The sequence below is a fragment of the Streptomyces sp. NPDC005574 genome (assembly GCF_040605435.1).
In the GTDB taxonomy this organism is placed as follows: Bacteria; Actinomycetota; Actinomycetes; order Streptomycetales; family Streptomycetaceae; genus Streptomyces.
This window is the reverse complement of sequence record NZ_JBEXCW010000002.1, coordinates 24,346-44,983: the sequence shown is the minus strand read 5'-3', so window position 1 is coordinate 44,983 and position 20,638 is coordinate 24,346. Positions and strand designations below refer to the sequence as shown.

18 protein-coding genes are annotated in these 20,638 nt (G+C 73.6%); 12 read left to right on the top strand and 6 right to left on the bottom strand.

Going from position 1 to position 20,638, the window contains the following annotated elements; all coding sequences use genetic code 11:
- Positions 1-62: 62 nt before the first annotated feature.
- Positions 63-1,925: a hypothetical protein gene (locus ABZT03_RS01820; protein ID WP_356032074.1), complete on the top strand. Its 1,863-nt coding sequence runs from the start codon at positions 63-65 to the stop codon at positions 1,923-1,925.
- 46 nt (positions 1,926-1,971) lie between these two features.
- On the opposite strand, the gene ABZT03_RS01815 is transcribed toward ABZT03_RS01820, so the two are convergent.
- Positions 1,972-3,279, bottom strand: a complete 1,308-nt coding sequence (locus ABZT03_RS01815; protein WP_356032072.1) for an ABC transporter substrate-binding protein — start codon at positions 3,277-3,279, stop codon at positions 1,972-1,974.
- A 117-nt stretch (positions 3,280-3,396) separates the two neighbouring features.
- On the opposite strand from ABZT03_RS01815, the gene ABZT03_RS01810 reads away from it, so the two are divergent.
- Both ABZT03_RS01810 and purU read left to right on the top strand, forming a co-directional pair.
- Positions 3,397-3,897: a hypothetical protein gene (locus ABZT03_RS01810; RefSeq protein WP_356032069.1), complete on the top strand. Its 501-nt coding sequence runs from the start codon at positions 3,397-3,399 to the stop codon at positions 3,895-3,897.
- A 46-nt stretch (positions 3,898-3,943) separates the two neighbouring features.
- A complete protein-coding gene (gene purU / locus ABZT03_RS01805; RefSeq protein ID WP_356032067.1) occupies positions 3,944-4,825 on the top strand; it encodes a formyltetrahydrofolate deformylase in 882 nt (293 codons plus the stop codon).
- Positions 4,826-4,876: 51 nt separating this feature from the next.
- On the opposite strand, the gene ABZT03_RS01800 is transcribed toward purU, so the two are convergent.
- Complete coding sequence (locus tag ABZT03_RS01800; protein WP_356032614.1) at positions 4,877-6,361, bottom strand: zf-HC2 domain-containing protein; 1,485 nt, start codon at positions 6,359-6,361, stop codon at positions 4,877-4,879.
- A 311-nt stretch (positions 6,362-6,672) separates the two neighbouring features.
- Positions 6,673-7,254 (bottom strand): sigma-70 family RNA polymerase sigma factor, encoded by a 582-nt coding sequence (locus ABZT03_RS01795; RefSeq protein WP_356032064.1) that lies wholly within the window; start codon positions 7,252-7,254, stop codon positions 6,673-6,675.
- Positions 7,255-7,573: 319 nt separating this feature from the next.
- Between ABZT03_RS01795 and ABZT03_RS01790 the strand changes: the two genes are divergently transcribed.
- A complete protein-coding gene (locus ABZT03_RS01790) occupies positions 7,574-7,954 on the top strand; it encodes an STAS domain-containing protein (protein WP_356032061.1) in 381 nt (126 codons plus the stop codon).
- Between the two features lie 167 nt (positions 7,955-8,121).
- Complete coding sequence (locus ABZT03_RS01785) at positions 8,122-8,634, top strand: EF-hand domain-containing protein (protein ID WP_356032059.1); 513 nt, start codon at positions 8,122-8,124, stop codon at positions 8,632-8,634.
- On the opposite strand, the gene ABZT03_RS01780 is transcribed toward ABZT03_RS01785, so the two are convergent.
- Complete coding sequence (locus ABZT03_RS01780; RefSeq protein WP_356032056.1) at positions 8,618-10,291, bottom strand: AMP-binding protein; 1,674 nt, start codon at positions 10,289-10,291, stop codon at positions 8,618-8,620. The two genes, ABZT03_RS01785 and ABZT03_RS01780, sit on opposite strands and share 17 nt — an antisense overlap.
- A 167-nt stretch (positions 10,292-10,458) precedes the next feature.
- On the opposite strand from ABZT03_RS01780, the gene ABZT03_RS01775 reads away from it, so the two are divergent.
- From ABZT03_RS01775 to ABZT03_RS01760, 4 genes are all read left to right on the top strand, one after another.
- Positions 10,459-11,652, top strand: coding sequence for an amidohydrolase family protein (locus ABZT03_RS01775; protein WP_356032053.1), 1,194 nt, complete (start codon positions 10,459-10,461; stop codon positions 11,650-11,652).
- Positions 11,652-12,809, top strand: a complete 1,158-nt coding sequence (locus ABZT03_RS01770; RefSeq protein WP_356032051.1) for an acyl-CoA dehydrogenase — start codon at positions 11,652-11,654, stop codon at positions 12,807-12,809. The genes ABZT03_RS01775 and ABZT03_RS01770 overlap by 1 nt, the downstream gene beginning before the upstream one ends.
- An 8-nt stretch (positions 12,810-12,817) precedes the next feature.
- Positions 12,818-13,813, top strand: a complete 996-nt coding sequence (locus tag ABZT03_RS01765; protein ID WP_356032048.1) for an acyl-CoA dehydrogenase family protein — start codon at positions 12,818-12,820, stop codon at positions 13,811-13,813.
- Positions 13,814-14,331: 518 nt separating this feature from the next.
- Positions 14,332-14,823 carry an ATP-binding protein gene (locus ABZT03_RS01760; RefSeq protein ID WP_356032045.1) on the top strand — a complete coding sequence of 164 codons (492 nt, stop codon included), beginning with the start codon at positions 14,332-14,334 and terminating at the stop codon, positions 14,821-14,823.
- 565 nt (positions 14,824-15,388) lie between these two features.
- On the opposite strand, the gene ABZT03_RS01755 is transcribed toward ABZT03_RS01760, so the two are convergent.
- Complete coding sequence (locus ABZT03_RS01755) at positions 15,389-16,324, bottom strand: cyclase family protein (protein ID WP_356032042.1); 936 nt, start codon at positions 16,322-16,324, stop codon at positions 15,389-15,391.
- An 83-nt stretch (positions 16,325-16,407) separates the two neighbouring features.
- Between ABZT03_RS01755 and ABZT03_RS01750 the strand changes: the two genes are divergently transcribed.
- The 3 genes from ABZT03_RS01750 to ABZT03_RS01740 are packed head-to-tail and all read left to right on the top strand — an operon-like array spanning position 16,408 to position 19,571.
- Positions 16,408-17,319, top strand: a complete 912-nt coding sequence (locus tag ABZT03_RS01750) for an SDR family oxidoreductase (RefSeq protein WP_356032040.1) — start codon at positions 16,408-16,410, stop codon at positions 17,317-17,319.
- Between the two features lie 50 nt (positions 17,320-17,369).
- Entirely contained in the window at positions 17,370-18,509 is a 1,140-nt protein-coding gene (locus ABZT03_RS01745; RefSeq protein ID WP_356032038.1) for an acyl-CoA dehydrogenase family protein, read from the top strand.
- 12 nt (positions 18,510-18,521) lie between these two features.
- Positions 18,522-19,571, top strand: a complete 1,050-nt coding sequence (locus ABZT03_RS01740) for an alcohol dehydrogenase catalytic domain-containing protein (RefSeq protein ID WP_356032035.1) — start codon at positions 18,522-18,524, stop codon at positions 19,569-19,571.
- A 27-nt stretch (positions 19,572-19,598) separates the two neighbouring features.
- Here the strand turns inward: ABZT03_RS01740 and ABZT03_RS01735 are convergent, their stop codons facing one another.
- Positions 19,599-20,624 (bottom strand): helix-turn-helix domain-containing protein, encoded by a 1,026-nt coding sequence (locus ABZT03_RS01735; RefSeq protein ID WP_356032033.1) that lies wholly within the window; start codon positions 20,622-20,624, stop codon positions 19,599-19,601.
- Between the last annotated feature and the right edge of the window lie 14 nt (positions 20,625-20,638).

Below are 20,638 nucleotides of genomic sequence, written 5' to 3'. Positions count from 1 at the left end.
GCTCCGGGGACCCGGTAGCGTGAGCCGACGATTCCGAAGGTCCCCCATCAGTAGGAGTCCCGGTGACGCAGAGTGGACAGGGCGAGGAGCCCTCGGCGCGCCCCGCGCGCGAAGGCATCGTGCTGCCCTCCGACGGCGGGGAACCCCTGCTGCCGGGCATGACAGGTGGTTACACGGGCCCGTACGGCGGCCGTCAGTCCGGCCAACGGGACGGCGACGGCGGCCGGCACGGCCAGGAAAGCCAGAACGGTCACAGCGGCGCGTACGGCCAGAGCGGCCCGTACGGCGGCCAGGGCGCTCACGGTGACCCGTACGCCGCTCAGCAGGGCGGTGGCCCGTACGCCGACCACGGCGCCGCGGCCCAGGGCGGGCACCAGAGCGGTCCGTACGGCGGGCAGCAGCCCGGCCCGTACGGCGATCAGGGCGCCGCGCCGCAGGGCGGGCAGCAGCCCCCGGCCGTGGCGCCGACCGGCGGTCAGGCGTGGGGCACGCCCTGGGGCCCCGGACAGCAGCAGGCCCCGGCCCCGCAGCCGGAGCAGGGCGGCTGGAACCGCCCGGCCGCGCAGCCGGCGCCCTGGGGCGCCCCGGAGGCGTCCGGCGGCGGCATACCGTCCCAGCCGCTGCCCGCGGAGGAGACGCGCACCCCCGCGCCGTACGGCACCATCGGCGGCTACGGGCAGCCCGCGGCGGCCGGCTACGCCGAGGAGGGCGCCACCCAGTTCCTCCCGCCGGTCCAGGCGGGCCCGGCCTCCGCGCCGGAGGGCGCCACCCAGTTCCTCCCGCCGGTCCAGGCGGGCCCGGCCCCCGCGCCGGAAGGCGCCACCCAGTTCCTGCCGCCCGTCCCCGCGGACGAGGGGGCCACCCAGTACATCCCGCCGGTGGCTCCCGGGGCGCTGCCGCCCGAGATACCCGCGGAGTCCGCCGCCGAGTCGACGCACTACCTGGGCCGTGCCCAGTCGGGCCCGGGTCCGGGTGCGGGCCCGCTGCCGCCGGCCGCCCACCCCGACGCGCAGGCCACCCAGTTCATCCCGCCCGTGCCCGGGCAGAACGCCGCGCCGCCGTTCGGCGGGGAGCAGGACCGGCAGCCGCCCGCCGAGTTCGACAACCTCTTCCGCAGCGGGCCGGGCGGTGACGGCCCGGCCGGCGCCACGCAGCAACTGCCGCGCTTCGCGCAGCCCGAGCCCCAGCGCCCCGCGCCCGCCGCCTACTCCCCGCAGCCCGCCTACGCGCCGCCTGGCCAGGGCGGCGGCCACCGCGGCTACGACGACGGTGACGACGGCGGCCGGGGAGGCCGCAGCGGCTCGCGTCTGCCGTTGATCGCCGCCGTCGGCATCGGTATCGCCGTGCTCGGCATCGGCGCGGGGGCGCTGCTCTCCGGCGGCGGGGGTGACGGCGGCAGCGACGACAAGGACAAGACCGTGTCCGCGACGGCGCCCGCGACGCAAGGGTCCGCCTCGCCGTCCGCCGACCCGGCCAAGCAGCAGGCCACGGCCCTGGACAAGCTGCTCGCCGACAGCGGCGCCAGCCGGGCCTCCGTGATCAGCGCGGTCGCCGCCGTGAAGAACTGCGACAACCTCGGCCAGGCGGCCAAGGACCTGCGGGGCGCGGCCGCGCAGCGCGGTCAGCTGGTCACCCGTCTGTCCGGGCTCACGGTCGACAAGCTGCCCGACCACGCCGAGCTGACCACCGCCCTCACCAAGGCGTGGCAGGCGTCCGCGTCGGCGGACGAGCACTACGCGGCCTGGGCCGACCAGACCGCCGGACGCAAGGGCTGCAAGAAGGGCCAGGCCCGCACCACCGGCCAGACCGTGGCCGGCAACCAGGCGAGCGGCACGGCCAGCACCCAGAAGGCCAGGGCTTCCCAGCTGTGGAACGCGATCGCGAAGTCGTACGGCCTGACCCAGCGCACCCCGACCCAGCTGTGACCCGGCGGGCCGGGCCGCGTCCGCGAGCCCGGCCCGAGCGGGACACCTAGTCCAGCTGGGCGTTCGCCAGGGTCCTCGTCACGTCGGTGAAGCCCTTGCCGGCCGCCACGAGCCTGCCCTGCCGTACGACCTGGAGGGTGACGTCCGCGTTGACCAGGCGGGGGAAGCCGACGGGGGCGAGCCGGCTCTGGAAGGTCCAGTGCAGGGTGGGCGTGAGCCCGCCGGTGGTGACCTTCAGCCCCTCGTCGAGGGCGTGGGTGACGGCGTCGGCCGTCACCTCGTCGCCGCCGAGCGACTCGATCACCTGCTGGAAGACGGTGTAGGCGATCCACGTGGTCTGCACGCCGGCGTCCGCCGGGTCGATGCGGTTGTCGTCGAAGGCCTGCTTGCTGATCACTTCCTTCATGCCGTCCCAGCGCTTGTCGGTCGCCACCGGGTACCAGCCGGTGATGTACGCCCCCTCGTACGGCCCCGACCGCCCGCCGGACCCGTTGATCACGGTCTGGTCGACGCTGCCGAGGGTCATCGCGGTGCGCACCGTGGGGAAGTCCTCGCGGGCGCGGCGGAAGGAGTCCATGAAGGTGCCGGTGCGGTCGCCCAGCGCCGGCACCACGCAGCCCCTCTTCGCCGGGTCGGTGGTGATGGCCCGCAGGACGCGGTCCGACTGCCCCGCGTACTCGGTGGCGTCCTCCTGCGCCAGCTGGTCGCCGGAGGACGGGTGTCCGCCCGTGGTCAGTCCGGAGTCGAGCAGACCGGGCAGCTCGTCGCCCGCGATGCTGTCGGGGCGTACGAGCGCCACGGGGCCGCAGCTGCCGGCGAGTTCCCGGCCGAGGCCGGCCAGGAGGGTCGGCTGGCCGCCGTTGACCGGGTAGGACAGCGGGCTGGTGAACTCGGCGTTGGTGACGCCGTACCCGCCGATGTACGGGATGCCGGCGCCCTCCAGGGGAGGGAGGAAGGAGTCGCTGTACTGGCTGTAGGAGCCGACGACGGCGACGACGTTCTCGTCCACCGCGCGCCGCGCGCACTTCGCGGCGGTGATGCTGTCGTTGTGGTCGTTGCAGGTCAGGACCTTCAGCTTGCGGCCGTTGATGCCGCCCTTGCCGTTGATCCAGCGGGCGTAGGCCTGCGCGAAGGCGGGCATGCCGGGTTTGTTGGTCGCCGCGGTGTCGCTCGGGGCCCAGGTCATGACGGTGATCGGGTTGTCCCCGGAGCCCCCCGTGACACCGGGGACGACCCCGCAGCCGGCCGCGAGTGACGCACACGCCACCAGCGCCCCCGCGCGCAGGGCGGTGGCTCTGACGGGCCGGGTGATCGTGGGGAGGAAGGTGCTGCGGAAGCGTCGCCTGCCGGTCATGGGCACACACGCTTCCGCCACATCACCAACCTGGGGGTGACCGTCGGTTAGTGCGGGGTGACACCGGGGTGAACAACGGGGGTCGGTGAGACGCCCGCGCGGGGGAACGTACGATCGATGACCGTGCAAGGTTCGGAGAACTCTTCCCGTCGCGGCCGTCGCTCCTCCACCATGGGCGACATGCCACAGAACGACATGCCCTGGTGGCGCTGGCGCAGCAATGTGCGTTCCGCGCTGCACATGCTCTCCGACCCGGCGTTCCAGCGGGACGTCTGGCTGGCCGGCGTCGAGGGGTACGGCGACGTCACCGACGCCGTGTACCGCCTCGTCGAGGACACCTGGCTCGACAACTGGTCCGCCGAGAAGTACGTCGGCACGATCTTCCGGGACTCCCAGGAGGCGGCGCTCGTCGACACCGCCGTCCTGCGCGTGCTGCGGATCATGCACCAGGTCGGGCCCGACGCGCAGGTCTCCGCGTACGTCGACCACGACGCGTGGCCGGAGGCGGTGCGCGCGGCGCGGGACGCGCACGTGCGGATGGCGGCGGCCGACGGGGAGGACCCGGACACCCCGCCGCGCACGCTGGAGGTGCTGCGGATCATGACGCGGTCCGCGTAGCGGACGACCGTCCGCCCGTGCGGGCGGATATGGGACCCTGGGCTGCATGAACGAGCAGTCCGGCCCCGTCGCGGCCCCCGCCGACCAGTACGTCCTGACCCTGTCCTGCCCGGACAAGCAGGGCATCGTGCACGCCGTGTCGAGCTACCTCTTCATGACCGGCTGCAACATCGAGGACAGCCAGCAGTTCGGCGACCACGACACGGGACTGTTCTTCATGCGCGTCCACTTCTCCGGGGACGCTCCGGTGACCGTCGACAAGCTGCGGGCCAGCTTCACCGCGATCGGTGACGCCTTCCACATGGACTGGCGGATCAGCCGGGTCGAGGACCGGATGCGGGTCGTGCTGATGGTCAGCAAGTTCGGGCACTGCCTCAACGACCTGTTGTTCCGCGCCAGTATCGGGGCGCTCCCGGTGGAGATCGCGGCCGTGGTGTCCAACCACACCGACTTCGCCGAACTCGTGGGGTCGTACGACATCCCCTTCCACCACATCCCGGTGACCAGGGACACCAAGGCGGACGCCGAGGCGCGACTCCTGGAACTCGTGCGGGAGCAGGACGTGGAGCTGGTCGTGCTGGCCCGCTACATGCAGGTCCTCTCCGACGACCTGTGCAAGCAGCTCAGCGGGCGGATCATCAACATCCACCACTCGTTCCTGCCGAGCTTCAAGGGCGCCAAGCCCTACCACCAGGCGCACACGCGGGGCGTGAAGCTCATCGGCGCGACCGCGCACTACGTGACCGCCGACCTCGACGAGGGCCCGATCATCGAGCAGGAGGTCGAGCGCGTCGGCCACGGCGTCACGCCGGACCAGCTCGTCGCGATCGGCCGGGACGTCGAGTGCCAGGCGCTGGCACGGGCCGTGAAGTGGCACGCGGAACGCCGCATCCTGCTCAACGGACGCCGCACGGTCGTCTTCGCGTAGGCTGCCGCCCGGTCGCGACAAAAGCCCCCGCCCCGGTCGCGGCGGCAGCCGCTACATCCGGCTCATCGAGGCCGCCGCGAACAGGACGTCCCTGATCGCCTCCCGGTCTCCCAGCTGACCGGCGGCCGCCTCCTGCGGGGATACGTGGCCGGCGGCCAGACGGCAGAACTCGACGCCGTCGAGCGCCACATGGGCCACCTCGCGGTCGGCCGAGCCCACCGCCGCCGGGGAGTCCAGCGGGATCAGCCACTCGCCGCCGCCCAGGCCCTCGATCTCCAGCCGCAGGCTGCGGCCGGGCTCGCCCGCCGCGACGAGGTGCCGGCCCGGCCCGGGCAGGGCGAGGCCGCCCTGCCGGCGCGCGGCCAGCACCAGGGGCAGCATCCGGGCGGCCAGGTCGATCATGCGGTGCAGATGGCGTGCGGAGGGCGGCTCGTACGGGTAGTCGACCGCCTCCGCGATGTCCTCGGCGTGCACCCAGCACTCGAAGGCCCGGTCCAACATCGCGTCGTGCAGCGGCAGTTCGAACCCGCCGTACGCCACCGGCAGCCGGCCGGCGCTCCCGCCGGTGAAGGACACCGTGCGCACGATGTCGTGGCTCTGCTCCCGCCACGGCGCCCGCACGGCGCGGGTGGGCGGGAAGTGGGAGGCCCGCCAGTACGCCTCGGTGCGGGCGGCCGGGTCCGGCGCGTCCGCCGCGAGTTCCCCGAGCGGGTCGTCGAGGCCCAGCGCGACGGCGACCAGGCCGTCGACCGTCAGCAGGTGCGCGATGACGCCGGCGACGGTCGTACGGCGGCTCGTCGCCGAGTCCGCCTCGAACCAGCGCAGCCGTACGGGCGCGTGCCACTCGGCGTCCCCGATGTCCTGGAGCAGCGCGTCCAGGCGGGCGGTCTCGGCGTCGTAGGGGCCGGCCCAGTCGGGCACCGGGATACGCGGCGGACGCCGGTCGAGGCAGCCCTGCAGGACGCGGGTGCGCAGGGCGGGGTCCAGGTCGAGGCTCTCGGGCGGATGGAGCAGGCCGACCGCCTCGCGCAGCCGCAGCGCCTCGTCGGCGCAGGCGCCGCAGTGGCCGAGGTGCTCCTCGACGGCCTCCGTCTCCTCCGGCGCGCAGGCGGCCAGCGCCCACGCCCCGAGCAGTGACTTCAGAACGCGATGCTCCAGGGCGAGCGGGGCGGAGGGGGCGGAGGGGGACAGTGGGTTCCCGGTCCCGCCCGGGATCACGACCGCCGCGCCGGCCGCCGTATCGGCTGGCGCCGAGCCGGCTGCCGCCGGATCGGTCGCGGTCGGGCTGGTCGCCGCCGGGTCGACTGCTGCCGGGCCGCCTGCCGCCGGGCCAGTGGCCGCCGCCGCATCGACTGCCGCCGAGCCAGCCCCCGTCGTATCGGCCGCTGAGCTGCCCGCCGTCGGGTCGGCCGCCGTCGGTTCGAGCGCCGTCGGATCACCCGGTGTCCGGCCGGACACCGGCCGGGAGTCCGTTGGTGTGTTCAGCGTGGGCAGGGGGCGGCCGCCGTCCTCGACGGAGGCGCGGGGCAGGGGGATACGGGGCGAGCGGTCCGGTTCCCCGCCTCCGCCGGGACCGGCGGGCTCACCGGGGCCGGAGGGGGCGCCGGGGCCGTGTGCCGAGCCCGGTGACCCACCGGGCTCCCCGTCCGCGGCCCCGCGCACGGGGTCGGACGCCTCCGCGTGCGGGTCGTCGTTCCCGTCCTTGCCGTCGCTGCCGTCGCTGCCGTCGCTGCCGCCACTGCCGTCGTCCTTGTCGTCGTCCGCGTCCCGGTCGGGTCCCTGCCGGGCGTGCGCCCCGCGGCCGGGTCCCTCGTGTTCGTCGTCCGTCGCGAACGGGCTCGGGTCGCTCACGCCGCACCCCCGTACCCGGGCGGCGTGCCCGCCGCTCCGGAGTCGTGGGCGGTGGACAGCAGCTGGAGGCCCAGGCGCAGCCGGCGGCGGGCCTCGTCCTCGGTGACCCCGAGGTCGGCGGCGGTCTGGCGGTAGTCGCGGCGCTGGAAGTAGGCCAGCTCCAGCGCCGCCCGCAGGGGCGCCGGCATGGACTGGACGATGTAGTCGGCGCGGGCGGCGACCGAGGCGTGACGCACCTTGCGCTCCAGTTCCTCGGTGGAGCCGTGGCCGGCCCGCGCCAGCGCGGCGGTCTCGGTGGCGCGCAGCCGCTGCACGGCGAGGCGGTGGGTCAGCGTGGCGACCCAGGAGCGCAGGGGGCCCTGGCGGGGGTCGTAGGCGTCGGGGTGTTCCCAGACGTGGGTGAAGACGTCGCGCGTGACGACGTCGGCGGCCCGCTCGTCGCCGAGCACCCGGTGGGCGAGACCGTGCACCAGGGAGGCGAAACGGTCGTAGAGCTCGCTCAGGGCGGCCGCCTCACCGCGTGCGAGGCGCTGCTGCATCCTGCGGTCCCAGCGGGGCGGTGCGTCCCTCTTCGCCATGCGACCCCCTCACCCTGCCCGTGTCCCCGGCCAAGCCTGCGTCCACCGTCCCCTCGAATGTAGTCGGCACGGCCGGGGACGCACGCCCCTTTGTGGCAATGTGCGCCCCCCGCTGATCCGGTGGTGATAGAGGACCCCGACCGGGGGTGGCCCCTTCTCCCGCGGGCTCGGACCCGGTCGAACCGGATCGAAGGTGACGGGAACAAGCCGCTTTTGTTCGGTGGCCGTTTTCGCCGCCGTGTTTCCGGGAACGGCGGCTGGGCAGCCGCGCTGCAAGGAAGCGTAGGCATGACTTCCGTTTCTTCCGGCGACGAAGGGCATGGTGGTGGCGTTCAATGTGACGCACGGTGAGCAGGGCGACTGGGTCGTGCTGCGGGTGTCGGGCGAGCTGGATCTGGTGACGTCGCCGCTGCTGCGCCAGCCGGTGCACGACGCGGTGGCCGAGGGCCGCCACAGCATCGTCCTCGATCTTTCCGAGGTGTTCTTCTGCGACTCCAGCGGGGTCGGCGTCCTGATCGCCGTCCGCCGTCTGATGCGCTCCTGCCAGGGTCGGCTGCGGCTGATCCTGCCCGCTCAGGGGGCGGTCGACGGCTCGCACGTGAACCGGGTCCTGGGCGCGCTGGGCGTCCGCCGCCTGTTCGACGTGTACGCCGACGTCGACGACGCCCTCACGGAGGAGGCGGAGCCGTTGCCCGCGTAGGGCCGGCGGGTGGCAGGGATGGCGGGCGTGCGGTCGCTCCGCCACACCGTTGTCCCGAAATTCCCCCGGTCTTGGCACAAGCGTCGTTTTCCGGCTCCGGGAGGGCCGCCGGCGTCGTACGCTCCGTGCCAGACGCACCCCACGTGAGGTAAGGCGGCAGGAACGACATGGCCAGCAGCGAGTACGAGCGCAGGATCGCCGCCCGGTTCGCCACCTTCGACCAGGACGGCAACGGCTACATCGACCGCGCCGACTTCAGCGTGGCGGCCAAGGCGCTGCTCGCGGAGTTCGGTACGACGGCCCGATGCGACAAGGGCCAGGCGCTGTACATCGGCGCGGAGGCGTTCTGGCAGGGCATGGCGGGCATAGCGGACCGGGACGGCGACCAGCGGATCACCCGGGAGGAGTTCGTGAACGGCGCGGTCAAGCGCCTGCGCGACAACCCCGAGCGGTTCGCCGAGATCGCCCGCCCCTTCCTGCACGCGGCGCTCGCCGTCGCGGACGCGGACGGGGACGGCCGGGCCACCGTGGCGGACACCGTACGGGTGCTGACGGCGCTCGGGGCGAGCGAGGAGACGGCCCGCACGGCGGCCGCCGTCCTCGACACGGACGCGGACGGCAAGGTCGGCGAGACGGAGATCGTGTCGGCGTTCGCCCGCTACTTCACGGTCGCCGAATAACGGCCCCCGAGCCCGCCCCCGTGCCGGCCCCCGAGCCCGCCCCCGTGCCGGACGCCGAGCCTTCCCCCGTGCCGGGCTCCGAGCCTTCCCCCGCGCCGGGCTCCGAGCCTTCCCTCGCGCCGGGCTCCGAGCCGGCCCCCGCGCCGGGCTCCGAGCCGGCCCGCGCGTACCGTTCGCGCAGCTTGTACTTGAGCACCTTCCGCAGGGTGTCGCCCCGCGGAAGGGCGTCGACCACCTCCAGCCGCTCCGGCAGCTTGTGCACCGCCAGCCCCGCCCCGCGCAGGTACGAGCTCATCTCCGCCGCCGTCAACACCGTGCCCGTGGGCGGCCGTTCCACCACCGCGCAGACCAACTCCCCGCGCTCGGCGTCCGGCAGCCCGACGACGGCCACGTCACCGACGCCCGGATGGCCGTGCAGCAGGTCCTCGATCTCCTTCGCGGAGATGTTCTCGCCCTTGCGGATGATCACGTCCTTGAGCCGGCCGGTCAGCACCAGGTGTCCGCTCCCGGTGAGGTGCCCGAGGTCACCGGTGCGCAGGAACCCGTCCGCGTCGAAGGCCTCCGCGGTCTGCGCCGGGTTCAGGTAGCCCTGGCAGACCGCCTCCCCGCGCAGCCGCACCTCGCCGTCCACGATCCTGATCTCCATGCCGTCCGGCGGACGCCCCTCGGTCGTCGCCAGGTTCTCCGCCGTGTCGTCCGGCGCGCCCATGGTGATCATCGGCACCTCGGTCATGCCGTACCCGTGGGTGAGCCGCACCCCCATCTCCCGCTCCACGCTGTGCTGGAGCTCCGGCGGCTTGGGCGCCCCGCCCCCGGCGAGCAGTCGCAGCGTCGGGATCAGCTTGGTCTCCGGCCGCCTGCGCTGCTCGGCCAGGAACATCGAGTAGAACGCCGTCGACCCGCCGGCCACGGTGACTTTGTGCCTGCGGTAGCCGTCCAGCGAGGCGGGCAGCGCGAACTGCTCGAACAGCACCGCCGGGAAGCCGTACAGCAGCAGCATCACCGTGTAGTCGGGGCCGCCGATGTGGGCGTAGGGGAAGGCGATGGAGCCGACGTCGGCGGCCGTGGGGCGCAGCGCGTGCCCGAGGCAGGAGCCGCCGGCGATGAGTGAACGGTCGGTGTGCAGCACGCCCTTGGGGTCGCTGGTCGTGCCCGAGGTCCAGTAGATCCAGCGGACGGACGTGCCCTCGCCCGGCGGGTCGGGCAGCACCCGCGGATCCCCGTCGGGCAGCGTGTCGTACGCCTCGAAGACGCCCTTCGCGCCGAGCCGCCGGGCCATCTCCGAGTGGTCGAAGCCCCGCCACACGCCCGGCACCGCGAAGTACTCCGCCTTCGACGCGCGCAGCGCGAACCCGACCTCGCGGTCCCGCAGGAAGGGGATGACCGGGCTCTGGACCGCGCCCAGGCGGGCCAGCGCGAAGGACAGCAGCACCGTTTCGAGGCGGGTGGGCAGCTGCCAGGCGACGACCGTGCCGGGGCGTACGCCCATGCCGTACAGCCCGGCCGCGACCCGCTCGGCGCGGTCGCGGAGCTCGCCGAAGGTCAGGGTGCGTTCGTCCTGGAGGAGGACGGGCCGGCCGGGGGTGAGGCCGGCGCGGCGGGAGGCCAGCTCCCAGAGGGTGCGGGAGGAATCCAGGGCGTGCGCGGTGTCGGTCATGACAGGCACCCTCTTCTGCGGCTCGGCGTACCCACTGATCTGACGCCACGTCAGATCGTGCCGAGAGCGTAGGGCCCGTCGCCTTGTCGGTCCAGGGGTGCGGGAGTAGCGTCCCAGTGGCGCGGTATCTGACGGGCCATCAGATCAGCGACACCGGTGGAGGACCCATGACCGAACTGCCCCGCATCATCAGCGTCGACGACCACGTGATCGAGCCCGCGCACCTCTTCGAGACCTGGCTGCCGGCGCGGTACCGCGAGCGCGGACCCCAGCCCCTCACCGCGGGCATCGGCGAACTCGCCTACGTCGCGGGCAAGTACCAGATCACCATGGACCCGGACGGTCCGCCGACGGACTGGTGGATCTACGAGGACCTGAAGTTCCCGTACAAGCGCAACATCGCCGCCGTCGGCTTCGACCGCGACGAGATGACGCTGGAGGGCATCACCCGCGCCGAGATGCGGCGCGGCTGCTGGGACCCGAAGGAACGCCTCGCGGACATGGACCTCAACCACGTCGAGGCGTCCCTGTGCTTCCCGACCTTCCCCCGCTTCTGCGGCCAGACCTTCGCCGAGGCGCACGACAAGGAGGTCGCGCTGGCCTGTGTGCGCGCCTACAACGACTGGATGGTGGAGGAGTGGTGCGGCGACAGCGGCGGCCGGCTCATCCCGCTGTGCCTGATCCCGCTGTGGGACGTGGAACTCGCGGTCGCGGAGATCCGGCGCAACGCCGCGCGGGGGGTGAAGGCGGTGACCTTCTCCGAGATCCCCACCTACCTCGGCCTGCCCTCCATCCACTCCGGCTACTGGGACCCCTTCTTCGCGGTCTGCCAGGACACCGGGACCGTGGTGAACATGCACATCGGGTCGTCCTCGCAGATGCCGGCCGCCTCGCCGGACGCACCGCCCGCCGTGCAGGCGTCGCTGTCCTTCAACAACGCGATGGCCTCGATGATGGACTTCCTCTTCAGCGGCGTCCTGGTGAAGTTCCCGCGCCTCAAACTCGCCTACTCCGAAGGGCAGATGGGCTGGATCCCGTACGCCCTGGAGCGCGCAGACGACGTGTGGGAGGAGCACCGGGCGTGGGGCGGGGTCCGCGACACGATCCCCGAACCGCCCTCCACCTACTACTACCGGCAGATGTTCTGCTGCTTCTTCCGCGACAAGCACGGTGTGGCCTCGCTGGACGTCGTCGGGCGCGACAACGCCACCTTCGAGACCGACTACCCGCACGTCGACTCGACCTTCCCGCACACCAAGGAGGTCGCCCTCGACCATGTGAAGGGCCTCGACGACGAGACGGTGCACAAGCTGATGCGCGGCAACGCGATCCGCATGCTGGAACTCGACCTGGACGACTAGTGGACCTCGCCCACACCCCCGAGGAGGAGGAGTTCCGGGCCCGGTTGCGGGAGTGGCTCGGCAAGGCCCTGCCCTCGCTCCCGCCGAAGCCGTCCCCCGACGACTGGCCCGCGCGCCGGACCTACGACCTCGGCTGGCAGCGCATGCTGCACGACGCCGGGTACGCCGGTCTGCACTGGCCCGTCGACGCGGGCGGCCGAGGGGCGACCCCGACCCAGCACCTGATCTTCCTGGAGGAGACCGAGAAGGCGGGCGCACCCTACGTGGGCGCCAACTTCGTCGGACTCCTGCACGCCGGTCCCACCATCGCCGCCGAGGGCACCCCGGCGCAGCGGGCGCGCTGGCTGCCGCCCGTCCTGCGTGGCGAGGAGGTCTGGTGCCAGGGCTTCAGCGAACCGGACGCCGGCAGCGACCTCGCGTCCCTGCGCACCCGCGCGACCCGGGACGGCGACCACTACGTGGTCAACGGGTCCAAGATCTGGACCTCGCACGCCGAAGTCGCCGACTGGTGCGAACTGCTGGTGCGCACCGACCCGGACGCCCCCCGGCACCGCGGGATCACCTGGCTGGCCCTGCCGATGGACGCGCCCGGTATCACCATACGGCCGCTGCGGACCCTCGCCGGGTCCGCGGAGTTCGCCGAGGTGTTCCTCGACGACGTGCGGGTGCCGGTCACGAACCGCGTCGGGGACGAGAACGACGGCTGGCGCGTCACGATGGTCACGCTGTCCTTCGAGCGCGGCACCGCCTTCGTCGGCGAGGTCGTGGCCTGCCGCCGGGTGCTCGGCGAACTCGCCCGCGCCGCGCGGGACAACGGCCGCTGGGACGATCCGGTGCTCCGGCGGCGGCTGGGCGGGCTCAACGCCGAGTTCCGGGCGCTGTGGCGGCTGACGCAGTGGAACGTGAGCGAGGCGGAGGCCAGCGGGACGGGCGTGCCCGGGGCCGGCGGCTCGGTCTTCAAGCTGCGCTACTCGCACGCCCGGCAGGAGCTCTACGACGCCGCCGCCGACGTCCTGGGCCCCGAGTCCCTCGACCTCGACCGGCCGTGGGTGCTCGACCGGCTGTCCGCGCTGTCGTACACCATCGCGGCCGGCACCTCGCAGATCCAGCGGAACATCGTGGCCGAGCGCATCCTCGGCCTGCCGAAGGGACGGTGACGGCGAGGATGAGGTTCCTGCTCACCGAGGACCAGCGGGACCTGCGGGACGGCGTGCGGGGGCTGCTGGCCCGCCGGTTCGACACCGCGGCGCTGCGGGCCGCGGCCGACGCGCCCCGCCTGGACCGGGCGCTGTGGCGGGAGCTCGGCGCGGCCGGGTTCTTCGCGCTGCGGCTGCCCGAACGCGAGGGCGGCGTCGGACTCGGCCTCCCGGAGACCGTGTTGGCCTTCGAGGAGGTGGGCCGCGTCCTGCTGCCCGGCCCCCTGGTGGCCACCCACCTCGCGGCGGGCGGGGTACCAGGCGCGGCCACCGGGGAGACGGTCGTGACGACGGTCCTCGGCGGTCTCGTGGAGTGGCTGGCGGAGGCGGACGTCGTGACGGGGGACGCCGAGGACGCCGTCCCCCTGCGGTCCCTGGACCCGTTGACCCCCGTGCACCGGGTAGGTGCGGCGGCCACGGGGGCGAGGGGTTCGGCGGTGGCGCGGGTGTCCGCCGGGTCGGCGTCCGGGTCGCCCCCGGCGCTCTCGGTGCCGAGGGGCGACGGGGTGGACGGGGCAGCCGCCGTGCCCCCCGCGACCGGCTCGACCGGTGCCGATCCGGTCGCCGTGCTCCTCACCGCCGCCGAGCAGCTCGGCACGGCCGGCCGCACCTGCGAGCTCGCGGTGCAACACGCCCGGACCCGGGAACAGTTCGGCCGGGCGATCGGGTCCTTTCAGGCGGTCAAGCACCTGTGTGCCGGGATGCTCGTACGGACGGAGGTCGCCCGCGCCGCCGTCTACGCGGCCGCCGTCACCGCCGGGCCCGCCGACATCGCGGCGGCCCGGCTGCTGGCCGACGAGGCCGCCGTGCGCGGTGCCCGCGACTGCCTCCAGGTGCACGGCGGCATGGGGTTCACCTGGGAGTCCGAGGTGCACCTGCACCTGAAGCGGGCCTGGGTGCGGGCGCGGCGCTGCGGCGGGGACGCGGAGAGCCAGGAGTTGCTCGCGGCCGATCTGCTGACGTGAGCGACGCGGGGCGCGCCCGGCCCGCCGCCTCGCGGACCCGGCCGCAACGGGTGTCGCGGATCGTGGCACACCGGAATGACGGAGCGTCGATATCGGGTTGTGTCCTAGGCGTGACTCGTCACGTCCTGGAGTCGGAGCCGTGCTCCGGTACCTTGTGTGAGATGCGAGTGGTTCCGAGCACGAGCCATGCCGGTGTCGCCTCCCAGGCGCCTCCGGATCCGGCGGTGCGCGCCGTTCCTCGCCCGGTGAGAGGGCCTGCGGCCCCCACCTGTTCGACTCTCCGCAAGGAGCGTCGCACAGTATCCCGCACGGGTACTCCTTCGCGCTGGAATATGCCTGAAGCGCTTGTTGGGGTGACTGTACGTCAACCATGCTGTCTCGTAAGGGAATCACGTTCAGTGACCCTGGCTCTGGCTGTTGTTCTGGTCATGCAAAAAATGGCTACGATCGTGGCCCTCGTGAGGCGCGAGGCTATGTGTCCGCCGGTTCGGATGGTGTGAGCGGTGCAGGTGCTCCAAGTGCAGCTGGAAGTCCGGCCCGACCCCGCTGAGGTGGGGCGAGCGCGGCGGTGGGCCCGCTCCCGGCTCGCCGGGTCCGGCATAGGGGCCGACGAGTCCCTCGCCGAGATCCTGATCCTGCTCGTCTCCGAACTGGTCACCAACGCCGTGGTGCACACCGGCTGTCCGGCCGTCCTGCGGCTGTCCCTGCCCGGCGGGGCGGATGAGCCGGCCACCGTGCGCCTCGAAGTGGCCGACTCCAGCTGCCGGGCCCCGGTACCCCGGTGCGCGGACGGCGAGGAGACCGGCGGCCGCGGGCTCGCCCTCGTCGACGGCCTCGCCGACCGCTGGGGCTGGAGCCCCGAGGGCGCCGGCAAGCGCATCTGGTGCGAACTGGACCGCCGTACACCGACACAGGAGCCCGCGGTGGCCTACGGCGGTGCCGCGTCGGCGTCCGAAGCCGTCCCGGCGTCCGCGTCCGCCTATGAGGGGCTGGCGTTCGAGGTCGTGTGACCGGCGCTGAGGCCGGCCGGTCCACGGGCCGGGCCGCGGGCCGCTCTCCGGCCGATACGCGCGCGCGGTGGCGCGGCGCGGCCGGGGGCACGGGTGCAGCCGCTCGGTCGATCGCGGGCCGGGCGGACGGTGATGCGCCGGGACGTGCTTCCGTGCGCGCCCGTGGCAAAAGGAGCGTAACCGACTAATCGCCGATCGGGTGTTGACGTGACCTGTCCCGTTTGATCACGCTTGTGGTCAGCGATTCGCCGCGAGGGGACGGCGAGGGTTCCGGTGACGGGAACCCTCGGCGAGTGCGGGTCGTGATTCGGCGTCGGCTCCCGCGGGGCCAGGTGGAGTCGGGGCGGTACGCCGGAGTCGGATGGCGGTGCGCGGCGCCGTGCTCGGGGCGGGTGGGGGGCACTTGCCGGCCGGGCACGGACGGGGTGGGGGGAGGCGCACCGCCGTCCGACGCGTCACACGGGCGACGCGGGGCCGGTGCCGGCGTCTCTTCCCGGCCCTCCTCGCCCGACATCCATGGCCCTCCTGGCCCGACGTCGAGGTCGGCCGGCGGAGGGCCTCGCCGTCACAGCACGGCGACCGGTGCCACCGGTGTTCCGGTTGCGCCGACGAAGGGCTCGGGCATCGCCGACAGCAGGAACGCGTACCGCCCGGTTTCTCCACAGGCTGTGGACAACTCTTCGAGATTCCAGTTCTGGCCCTGGAGCATCCCCATCTCCACGAGGTCGAGCGCGTGCACCGGCAGCCACAAGTCGTCTATCTCGGGCGGAAATATCTCAAAGGTGAGCGTGTCGTTGGCGACGGCCGCGACATCGCGCGCGTGGAACCACTCCGGGGTGCCGAACGAGAGCCCCGGTGACGGATAGCCGTACGCGTCCCTGTCCCCGGCGAGATAGACCTGGATCTGCCCGGTCCGCACGAGCACGATGTCACCGGCGCGCACCCGGACACCGGCGAACTCCTCGGCCGCCTCCAGGTCCTCCGGGGTCACCGCGTGACCGCCGGCGAGCCGGTCCACGTCCCGCGCGCGGGCCACGTCGAGCAGGACCCCGCGCGAGACGACGTGCCGCGCCGTGTCGATGCCGCTGAACTCGGCGCCGCCGTGCGGGGTGATGGTGGCGGCCGGGCGGCCGTTGTAGATCCGGCCCGAGTGCGAGACGTGGGTCAGCGCGTCCCAGTGCGTGGCGGCCTGCAGGCCCATGGTCACGGCGTCGTCGCTGCACGCCACGGTGCCGGGACCGAAGATCTCCTGGTTGATCTGCACCATCGCGTGCAGCGGGTTGACCCGACCGGGGATCATCCCGGTCTGCACGCCGTCCTGCCGCAGCGGGAGCGCCAGAGGGACGCGGCGCCCGGTCCGGACGCAGCCGGCGGCCTCGCGGACCACCTCGTCGGTGATCAGGTTGAGGGTGCCGATCTCGTCGTCCGCCCCCCAACGCCCCCAGTTGTTCACGCGCTTGGCCATGTCGTGGAACGCGGGATGGAGTGCGGGCGGCGACATCGGTCCTCCCCGGGGCTTGTCTCCGGCGGTCTGCCGGGACATAAAATCTAACGGTCCGTCAGAAACCGCGGGAAGGGGCCGGCGTGGGGAACTTCTTGGCAGGCAGGGTGGTGGCCGTGACGGGTGCCGGCCGGGGTATCGGCCGCGCGGTCGCGCTGGCCGCGGCGGCCGAGGGCGCGCGCGTCGTCGTCAACGACTACGGCGTGGGGGTGGACGGCGCGTCACCGACCAGCGAGGTCGCCGAGGCCGTCGTCAAGGAGATCGTGGCGGCGGGCGGCGAGGCGGTCGCGGTCGCCGACGACGTCTCCACGATGGCGGGCGGGCAGCGGATCGTCGACGTGGCGATGTCGTCGTACGGGCGGCTCGACGGCGCCGTGTGCGTGGCCGGCATCCTGCGCGAGCGGATGCTGTTCAACATGGCCGAGGAGGAGTGGGACCCGGTCGTCGCCACCCATCTCAAGGGCACGTTCACCGTGTTCCGGGCCGCGTCGGCCGTGATGCGCACCCAGCGTTCGGGCACCCTGATCGGCTTCACCAGCGGCAACCACCAGGGCTCGGTGTCACAGGCCAACTACAGCGCCGCGAAGGGCGGGATCATCTCCCTGGTGCGCAGCGCGGCGCTCGGCCTGCACAAGTACGGGGTCACCGCGAACGCGGTCGCGCCGGTCGCCCGGACCCGGATGTCGGCCGGCGTCCCCATGGAACTCACCGAGATCGGGGAGCCGGAGGACGTGGCCGCGCTGGTCGTCTACCTGCTGTCGGAGCGGGCGCGGGAGCAGCGGATCACCGGCCAGGTGTACACGATCGCCGGCCCCAAGCTCGCGGTGTGGGCCCAGCCGCGGGAGCTGCGCGCCGCCTACGCGGAGGGCTCCTGGACCCCGGAGCGGATCGCCGACCTCCTGCCCACCACCGTCGGCACGGACCCGATGCCGCTGCTGGAGAGGGTCGCGGCGATGGAGCGGGCGGCACGCGAGGGGACACGGCCCAACACCTGACCGCCCGACGGCGGCCACGGGCACCTTCCAGTCAACGTGAGGCGGCAGTCGTGGACTTCGGATTCATGCACGAGGACGAGACCTTCCGCGCGGAGGCGAGGACGTGGCTGGCCGCACACGCCGACCCCGGCCAGGACCGCCGCACCTGGGAGCGCACCCTCGGCAAGGCCGGCTGGATCGGCCTCGGCTGGCCGCGCGACGGCTACGGCAACCGCACCGCCACCCTCACCCAGCAGGTCGCCTGGGCCGAGGAGTACGCCCGCTCGCCCGCGCCCCCGCGCTCCGGGCACATCGGTGAGAACCTCCTCGCGCCCACCCTCCTCGCCCACGGCAGCGACGACCAGCGGGCCCGGTTCCTGCCCCCGATCGCCGCGGGCGAGGAACTCTGGTGCCAGGGCTACAGCGAACCGGGCGCCGGCTCCGACCTGGCCGGCCTGCGCACGGCCGCCGTACGCGAGGCGCGGGGGACGTACCGCGTCACCGGGCAGAAGATCTGGACCTCGCTCGCCCACGAGGCCGACTGGTGCTTCGTGCTCGCCCGGACGGAACCCGGGTCGAGCCGCCACCACGGGCTCAGCTTCCTGCTCGTCCCGATGGACCAGCCCGGCCGGGTCGAGGTCCGGCCCATCCGGCAGCTGACCGGCACCAGCGACTTCAACGAGGTCTTCTTCGACGGAGCCCGCGCGGAGCACGTCGTGGGCGGCGAGGGCGGCGGCTGGCAGGTCGCGATGAGCCTGCTCGGCTTCGAACGCGGGGTGTCCACCCTCGCCCAGCAGATCGGCTTCGCCGAGGAACTCGGGCGGGTGGTGCGTACCGCCGTCGCGACGGGCGCGGCCGGCGATCCCGTCGTACGGGAGCGGATCGTCCGCCAGTGGGCGGAGCTGCGCACGATGCGGTGGAACGCGCTGCGCACCCTGGGCGGTTCGGGCGACGCGGGCGCGCCCAGCGTCGCCAAGCTGCTGTGGGCCGGCTGGCACCAGCGGCTCGGCGAGCTGGCGATGCAGGTCCGGGGCGCGGCGGCGGGCGTCGGACCGGCCGACTGGACGCCCTCGGCGCCGTACGAACTCGACGCGCTCCAGCACCTGTTCCTCTTCTCCCGGGCCGACACGATCTACGGCGGCTCGGACCAGATCCAGCGCACGATCATCGCCGAGCGCGTGCTCGGCCTGCCGAGAGAACCCAGGGTCTGAGGGGGCCGTGTGATGCGAGGCGTGGTGTACGACGGGAAGCGGATCGACGTCGTGGACGATCTGGCGGTGCGGGACCCGGGGCCCGGTGAGGTGCAGGTCGCGATCGCGGCGGCCGGACTGTGCCACAGCGACCTGTCCGTGGTGGACGGCACCATACCTTTCCCGGTTCCTGTGGTGCTGGGCCATGAGGGTGCGGGGGTCGTCGAGGCCGTGGGTGTGGGCGTCACCCATGTGGCGCCCGGTGACCATGTAGCCCTGTCCACGCTGGCGAACTGCGGCACCTGCGCGGAGTGCGACCGCGGCCGGCCCACGATGTGCCGGAAGGCGATCGGGCGGCCGGGGCAGCCCTTCACCCGGGCGGGCCGGCCGGTGTACCAGTTCGCCTCCAACTCGGCCTTCGCCGAGCGCACGGTGGTCCGGGCGGTCCAGGCGGTGCGCGTCCCCGAGGACATCCCGCTGCCGTCCGCCGCGCTCATCGGCTGCGGGGTGCTGACCGGCGTGGGCGCGGTCCTCAACCGGGCGAGGGTGGACCGCGGGGACAGCGTGCTGGTGATCGGTACCGGCGGCATCGGGCTGAACGTCCTCCAGGGCGCACGGATCGCCGGCGCCCTGCGGATCGTGGCCGTGGACGCGAACCCGGCGAAGGAGGCGGTGGCCCGGCAGTTCGGCGCGACCGACTTCCTGACCTCGGCCGAGGGCGTGCGGGACCTGCTGCCCACGGGCGTGGACCACGCCTTCGAGTGCGTCGGCCGGGTCGAACTGATCCGCCAGGCGATCGACCTCCTCGACCGGCACGGCCAGGCGATCCTGCTCGGAGTCCCCCCGGCGGCGGCCGAGGCGTCCTTCCTCGTGTCGTCGATGTACCTGGACAAGTCGATCCTGGGCTGCCGCTACGGCTCCTCCCGCCCCCAGCACGACATCGCCCTGTACGCCGACCTCTACCGCCGGGGCCGCCTCCTCCTGGACGAACTGGTCACCCGGACCTACCCGGTGGAGGACTTCGAGAAGGCGGCGGCGGACGCGGAGGCGGGACGGGTGGCACGGGGGGTGCTGACGTTCTGAGCGCGCGCGGGCGGCCTCCGGGCCCGGTCAGCTCCCGACGGCCGCCGGCCCGAGGTCGCCGGTGCGGAACGTGCGGCGGTACGCGGTCGGGGTGACGCCGAGCGCCGTCTGGAGGTGCTGGCGCATGGACTGGGCGGTGCCGAAGCCGGCGTCGCGGGCGATCCGGTCCACGGACAGGCCGGTGGACTCCAGGAGGTGCCGGGCGCGTTCCACGCGCTGCTGGGTGAGCCACTGGCCGGGGCTGACGCCCGTCTCCTCGCGGAAGCGGCGGGTGAAGGTGCGTACCGACATGGCCTCCTGCTCGGCCATGTCCCGCAGCTGGATCGGCTCGTGCAGCCGGCCCAGCGCCCAGGCGCGGGCGGCCGTCGTGGTGGCCAGCTGCGGTTCGGGCAGCGGGCGGTGGATGTACTGCGCCTGCCCGCCGTCGCGGTGCGGTGGTACGACGGTGCGGCGGGCCACGTCGTTGGCGACCGCCGTGCCGTGGTCGCGGCGCACCATGTGCAGGCACAGGTCGATCCCGGCGGCGACGCCCGCCGAGGTCAGGACGTCGCCGTCGTCGATGAACAGGACGTCCGGGTCGACCCTCACCCGCGGGAACAGCCGCTGGAAGCGGTCGGCGTCGGCCCAGTGCGTGGCCGCGGGGCGGCCGTCGAGGTACCCGGCGGCGGCCAGGACGTATCCGCCGGTGCAGATGGCGGTGAGCCGGGTGCCGGGCCGGATGTGGGCGAGGGCGGCGGCCAGTTCCGGGGTGAGGACGCCCTCCTCGTGGACCGGCCCCAGCTCGTAGGACGCCGGTACGACGACGGTGTCCGCGGTGGCCAGGGCCTCCGGGCCGTGCCGTACGCCGATGGCGAAGTCGGCGTCGGTCTCGACCGGGCCCGGCGGGCGGACCGAGCAGGTGACGACCTCGTACAGGTGCCGCCCCTCGGCGTCCGTGGGGCGGCCGAAGATGCGGTGCGGGATGCCCAGCTCGAAGGGGAGCAGGCCGTCGAGGGCGAGGACGACGACGCGGTGCGGACGGAAACCGGTGGCCGGTTCGGATGCCGAGTGCATGGCCCGATTCTAAC

Excerpts from the sequence above, each read along its gene's own strand:
- ABZT03_RS01815 (WP_356032072.1), bottom strand. The coding sequence starts at position 3,279 with ATGACCGGCAGGCGACGCTTCCGCAGCACCTTCCTCCCCACGATCACC.
- ABZT03_RS01810 (WP_356032069.1), top strand. The coding sequence starts at position 3,397 with ATGACCGTGCAAGGTTCGGAGAACTCTTCCCGTCGCGGCCGTCGCTCC.
- purU (WP_356032067.1), top strand. The coding sequence starts at position 3,944 with ATGAACGAGCAGTCCGGCCCCGTCGCGGCCCCCGCCGACCAGTACGTC.
- ABZT03_RS01795 (WP_356032064.1), bottom strand. The coding sequence starts at position 7,254 with ATGGCGAAGAGGGACGCACCGCCCCGCTGGGACCGCAGGATGCAGCAG.
- ABZT03_RS01790 (WP_356032061.1), top strand. The coding sequence starts at position 7,574 with ATGGTGGTGGCGTTCAATGTGACGCACGGTGAGCAGGGCGACTGGGTC.
- ABZT03_RS01785 (WP_356032059.1), top strand. The coding sequence starts at position 8,122 with ATGGCCAGCAGCGAGTACGAGCGCAGGATCGCCGCCCGGTTCGCCACC.
- ABZT03_RS01780 (WP_356032056.1), bottom strand. The coding sequence starts at position 10,291 with ATGACCGACACCGCGCACGCCCTGGATTCCTCCCGCACCCTCTGGGAG.
- ABZT03_RS01775 (WP_356032053.1), top strand. The coding sequence starts at position 10,459 with ATGACCGAACTGCCCCGCATCATCAGCGTCGACGACCACGTGATCGAG.
- ABZT03_RS01765 (WP_356032048.1), top strand. The coding sequence starts at position 12,818 with ATGAGGTTCCTGCTCACCGAGGACCAGCGGGACCTGCGGGACGGCGTG.
- ABZT03_RS01755 (WP_356032042.1), bottom strand. The coding sequence starts at position 16,324 with ATGTCGCCGCCCGCACTCCATCCCGCGTTCCACGACATGGCCAAGCGC.
- ABZT03_RS01740 (WP_356032035.1), top strand. The coding sequence starts at position 18,522 with ATGCGAGGCGTGGTGTACGACGGGAAGCGGATCGACGTCGTGGACGAT.
- ABZT03_RS01735 (WP_356032033.1), bottom strand. The coding sequence starts at position 20,624 with ATGCACTCGGCATCCGAACCGGCCACCGGTTTCCGTCCGCACCGCGTC.